Origin of the sequence: Vibrio sp. R-1, assembly GCF_035615595.1 — a bacterium.
GTDB lineage: Bacteria > Pseudomonadota > Gammaproteobacteria > Enterobacterales > Vibrionaceae > Vibrio > Vibrio cholerae.
Map to the genome: position 1 here is coordinate 1 of NZ_WPDC01000149.1, position 4,066 is coordinate 4,066.

The following is a 4,066-nucleotide window of genomic DNA, read 5'->3' on the forward strand; positions in this document are numbered from 1 at the left end:
GGATTTCAACTGCCATAAAGAGCCTTTATGACAGTTGAAAGATTATGGCGAGGTTCAGTTTAGGGATTGGTGGATTTGCTCTGCTTTAAGGGTTGGCTGCATCTGGATGAACGACAACAAGCTTTGCAAGTGCTCGATTTGAGATTGCAGACGTTCCCAGATAATCGCTTGTAACGCTTCGTTCTCTCGACACGATGTAGAGTTTAAGAACAACGAGATATCAGAGAGATCATTGGCAACGGCCTGTGCATCGTCTAAGGTATATTCCTTCATAATTAACTTCCTATCTAAGTTGATTGTGAATCAGCCCGTAGCTGTTGCATCAGTTACGGGCTTCTTTATTAATTCGGCATGACATGAACTCTAAATGGATTTGAGGACGGCAAAGACATTCGCTCTTTAAAATCATTTGGGGCCAATACAACTATCTGACGTCCCAAATCAAAAGCCGCAACAATGATCGCTTGATTTTGAAGCTCTAAGAGTTCGATGACCTTTAACGCCCTGACAAAGCGGTTAAATCGCATCGCTTGGTCTGGTAAGCCACACCAAGTCTTACTAATTGCAATGCCTTTCTCTTTGTACTTAAGAAGAAAGTCATCTTTCTCAGGGCTATGAATAAGCCAGCCGTGGAAATTCGCGTGTTCCGGTAACCCAGCCACTTTCTTAAGTTCTTCAGGAGTAATGATACTCATAGGTCTACCTCCAAAGGTTCAATGATCATGCCGAACTTTTTCAGCTCTAAACCACCGAAGTTATTCACAATGTAGCTAGCGCTATGTGGCGTATAAAGTCCAGCGGCATAAGGCTCTTGCCCTTTTTCCAGTTGGAGCTTCATCTGGACAGGGAACTTACCGCCCAGGTAAACATAAGCCGTTTGTTCGTAAATTTCGCGAGCAGGTTTGTCATCTTTTGCTTTGGTGGTTCGGGTGCTGACCTTTACGTCATCTTGGAATATCTCGATTTTAATCATGGTACTGTCTCTATGCGATTGCTCTAAATGGCAGTATGTTGGAGTTGGCCACAACAGGAAGTTGATACCAACTAGGAATAGGCAGAGGTTTAACCTCGATCACTTCTGAACGTTTTAGTGTCGGGCACATGCGAGACACATCAAATGGCTGACCGATATCGAGGCCAATTTGTTTAAGACGAGCTTTGTGCTCAAAGAATTGAGAGCGATTAAGGACTTGTCGAATATCAGTACCACTTTGCCACATGATGGCATAACTCTGTGTAGCATTAGCTGCTTGGCGACTGCTGACAATGCCCAGTTCAAGAAGTTGGTCGGCAATGCTTTTGTGTTCATCATGGTTAATTTGGATGGTCTTCATAGCGTTCTCGATATCGGTCAGATGTGCATAAAAGTCGTGTTCGTTAACTAGGCCGTAAAACTGTAAATTGTGTTTTTTCAAGAAAAGTTGCTTCATACTCATTTCGTCACGGACTACGCCGTATTCTTCACAATAATGGATAAGCTGTTCTATATAGTTCAATTGAAGTTCTGTGATGCCATCTCGTTTACGTTTGTCTTTTCGTAAGTGCTCTTTGAGTTCGTATGCTTTGCAATAAAGTTTGTTAAGTGCCCAAGATGAGCTGTAGCCCCAACCGCAAGTCATGCCGTTAGGAAATAAATGAGGCTTGCGCCCTCGCCCAATTTGCATCGAGGACATACCACGGATAAAGGATGACTCTTTGCCCTTGCCTACTGCCAAATTTCGAGTCCAGTCAATCGAGGTAATTTCGGCACCATCACCGACCAGCGATGATGATTTACCATCCGGCGTTTGACGTGGGAACAGACGTGTGTTTTTGGTAAAGGGAGGTAAATCGTATTGGCGTAAAATGTGGTTATAGATTTCGACGCATTCATCCAGAGTAGTCAGACCAAACAGATTATCCATTCTTTGCCATCGGGACGGATTGCCTTCAACTCTAACTTTGTAACCATCGCAGCGAATCGTCAGTTTTGAGCTGAACGACCCCTCTAAACGCTTTTGATTTACAGAGGGCGGCAGCGCTTCACCAGACTCCATATCAAGCCTTTCAATAACATGCGTCCCGACCAGTGGAAGCCCACCGTCAGGATGCAGTTGTTGCATGAAAAGCTGGTCAATGAAATACACGTCAAAAACCCTGTCAATAGCCCTAGGAGGTGAATTTAATTAACTCTACAGAATCAATTAAGCCAATAGTGCAAATATATAGGGTTATAATTCATCTCACAAGATGAATATGGAGCAGTATTAATGTCTATAGGTGAAAATCTAAAGCGTTTAAGACGTGATAAGGGATGGACGCAGGGAGAGTTAGCAAAAAATTGTGGAATAAGATTAGGCCAGATATCGAAGATCGAAAGAAACGAAACTGATCCAAAACTAAGTACACTGTATGCAATCACTCAAGCTTTGGAATGCACTCCAAATGCCCTGTTAATGGACGTTTCAAAAACGAGTCTCGATGCGCTAATGGAAATTGCACTTGAGAGGGTTCAAAAACTCCCCGAAACTGATAAGGAACATTTGTTAGCCGTAATTGATAAATACTGTATAGCCAAGAGCTTACAACACTTAATGGAAAACAATACGATCTTTGGAGTATCGATATTTGACGGGAAAACAGAAGAGTTAACAAAGTAAATAGTCCGGAAGTCCGGACTTAGTTGGGGTGTAACAGTAACCCCAACCGTTTTCGGCCATTTACCCCCGTAATACTAGACGGGGGTCTAACCCGCTTCCTCCTTCCTCCTCCTCCTCAGTCTTCGTCGTCGTGCGTCCGTCGTCATCGAGTTAGATAAGCGAATAGTCGTAGTGAGGCAATGAAGTTCACGGCGACCGCTGTCTCAATAGAACCTGTAGAAATTCCGTCTCCTCGCATCAGCAAAGCTGATGACTGCGGCGGACGGATGAATTTTAGAAAAGCTTTCTTTGTTGCTTTTTAAGAAGGCAAAACACCTGAATTCGTATTAGTCGCCATTATGTTACGGGCTCACTCTTGCAGAACGATTCAGCAAGCTGCCCACCTTCTGCTGCAAGTGAGGCCGTCAGTGCTTGCGCAATGATACTGACGACTCCCCCTCAACATAACGCCGCACCACCTAATGCGCACCAAGATAGACAAAAAAGAAAGGCAACTTTTAATTGCAAATCAATAAGTTACCTTTACTTTTTGCCTCTATTTTCATGCTATCTTTTGGTGTTCTGTTAGACGTTCAAAAGCGCCAATTGCACGCTCATTTTTGGATCTTTCTGCAATGATAGCCAGCAATACTAAATCTACATCTAAACCTAGCATTTCGGCGATTTCACACGCCATTTCATCGCTCATTGTGCCGCCATTTCTCCATTTTTGAACTGAAGCTTGGCTAATATCTAAATATTTAGCTACCTGTCTATCGCTAACTAACTGTTTTTCAATGCGTAAACGGTTTAGCAAGTCTAATGTCGTTATCATTTTTTCACCTCCTTTATCGAGTATATTTCACATTTCGCATGACATCCAAACAGTTGTCAGTAGTCACAATGCATGTCTTAAATATAGTCGTCCAAGCCGCGATGGTTCCGACATCTATCAAAATTGCCCTTAGTTACTTGAGTGAGTCGAACACGTTGACGGTACTAAGGGCACCCCTCTAAGTGACTTGATAGATGCGGCAGATTTGGACGGGGATTTTGAATAGATAAACAAGGACATTAGCCATGAATACCACACCCGAACAACTGATAACCTTTCAAGCTCATACAGCCAAGCTGATTCAGCGAATCACTGAGCTCAATATCAAGACGCCTCATTCCATTGAGTTCAACCTCAGAAAGTCAGAAACAGGCCACCGTGAGCACGTTCAACTGGGTATTCGTTGGTTTGTTAATGGTGACTTCTTTGATACGCCTCAAACCCCAAATTCAGATTCAACCTTTGCCCATAGCTGGATGACAATAGAACAGCTAAACAAATGGTTTCTTGATGCAAATATAGCCCTTGATTTACTCGAAGCTGAATTAAAGGCGGCATAGTACACCATGAGTCGATTTGAGCAGACAGGAAAGCAACGTAAAGACCGCCCTTT

7 protein-coding genes are annotated in these 4,066 nt (G+C 43.2%); 2 read left to right on the forward strand and 5 right to left on the reverse strand.

Translation table 11 applies throughout. The features are described 5' to 3' along the window. Window positions 1-54: 54 nt before the first annotated feature. The 4 genes from GOU96_RS16995 to GOU96_RS17010 all read right to left on the reverse strand — a co-directional run bounded on the left by GOU96_RS16995 (window position 55) and on the right by GOU96_RS17010 (window position 2,126). Window positions 55-273, reverse strand: coding sequence for a hypothetical protein (locus GOU96_RS16995; protein ID WP_053034453.1), 219 nt, complete (start codon window positions 271-273; stop codon window positions 55-57). A gap of 68 nt (window positions 274-341) precedes the next feature. Next, the gene (locus GOU96_RS17000) at window positions 342-695 is read right to left on the reverse strand and encodes a hypothetical protein (RefSeq protein WP_000022883.1); all 354 of its coding nucleotides are present in this window, start codon (window positions 693-695) and stop codon (window positions 342-344) included. After that, on the reverse strand, window positions 692-973 hold the full coding sequence (locus tag GOU96_RS17005) for a single-stranded DNA-binding protein (RefSeq protein WP_000590111.1): 282 nt from the start codon (window positions 971-973) through the stop codon (window positions 692-694). Before GOU96_RS17005 ends, GOU96_RS17000 begins: the two co-directional genes overlap by 4 nt. A gap of 10 nt (window positions 974-983) precedes the next feature. After that, window positions 984-2,126, reverse strand: coding sequence for a phage/plasmid replication protein, II/X family (locus GOU96_RS17010; protein WP_000273561.1), 1,143 nt, complete (start codon window positions 2,124-2,126; stop codon window positions 984-986). A gap of 123 nt (window positions 2,127-2,249) precedes the next feature. On the opposite strand from GOU96_RS17010, the gene GOU96_RS17015 reads away from it, so the two are divergent. Then, entirely contained in the window at window positions 2,250-2,639 is a 390-nt protein-coding gene (locus GOU96_RS17015) for a helix-turn-helix domain-containing protein (protein ID WP_000021944.1), read from the forward strand. A gap of 541 nt (window positions 2,640-3,180) precedes the next feature. On the opposite strand, the gene GOU96_RS17020 is transcribed toward GOU96_RS17015, so the two are convergent. Then, window positions 3,181-3,453 carry a helix-turn-helix domain-containing protein gene (locus GOU96_RS17020; protein WP_088124697.1) on the reverse strand — a complete coding sequence of 91 codons (273 nt, stop codon included), beginning with the start codon at window positions 3,451-3,453 and terminating at the stop codon, window positions 3,181-3,183. Between the two features lie 245 nt (window positions 3,454-3,698). On the opposite strand from GOU96_RS17020, the gene GOU96_RS17025 reads away from it, so the two are divergent. Next, the gene (locus GOU96_RS17025; RefSeq protein ID WP_267783180.1) at window positions 3,699-4,013 is read left to right on the forward strand and encodes a hypothetical protein; all 315 of its coding nucleotides are present in this window, start codon (window positions 3,699-3,701) and stop codon (window positions 4,011-4,013) included. The last annotated feature ends 53 nt before the right edge of the window (window positions 4,014-4,066 follow it).

Excerpts from the sequence above, each read along its gene's own strand:
- GOU96_RS17020 (WP_088124697.1), bottom strand. The coding sequence starts at position 3,453 with ATGATAACGACATTAGACTTGCTAAACCGTTTACGCATTGAAAAACAG.
- GOU96_RS17015 (WP_000021944.1), top strand. The coding sequence starts at position 2,250 with ATGTCTATAGGTGAAAATCTAAAGCGTTTAAGACGTGATAAGGGATGG.
- GOU96_RS17000 (WP_000022883.1), bottom strand. The coding sequence starts at position 695 with ATGAGTATCATTACTCCTGAAGAACTTAAGAAAGTGGCTGGGTTACCG.
- GOU96_RS17025 (WP_267783180.1), top strand. The coding sequence starts at position 3,699 with ATGAATACCACACCCGAACAACTGATAACCTTTCAAGCTCATACAGCC.
- GOU96_RS16995 (WP_053034453.1), bottom strand. The coding sequence starts at position 273 with ATGAAGGAATATACCTTAGACGATGCACAGGCCGTTGCCAATGATCTC.
- GOU96_RS17005 (WP_000590111.1), bottom strand. The coding sequence starts at position 973 with ATGATTAAAATCGAGATATTCCAAGATGACGTAAAGGTCAGCACCCGA.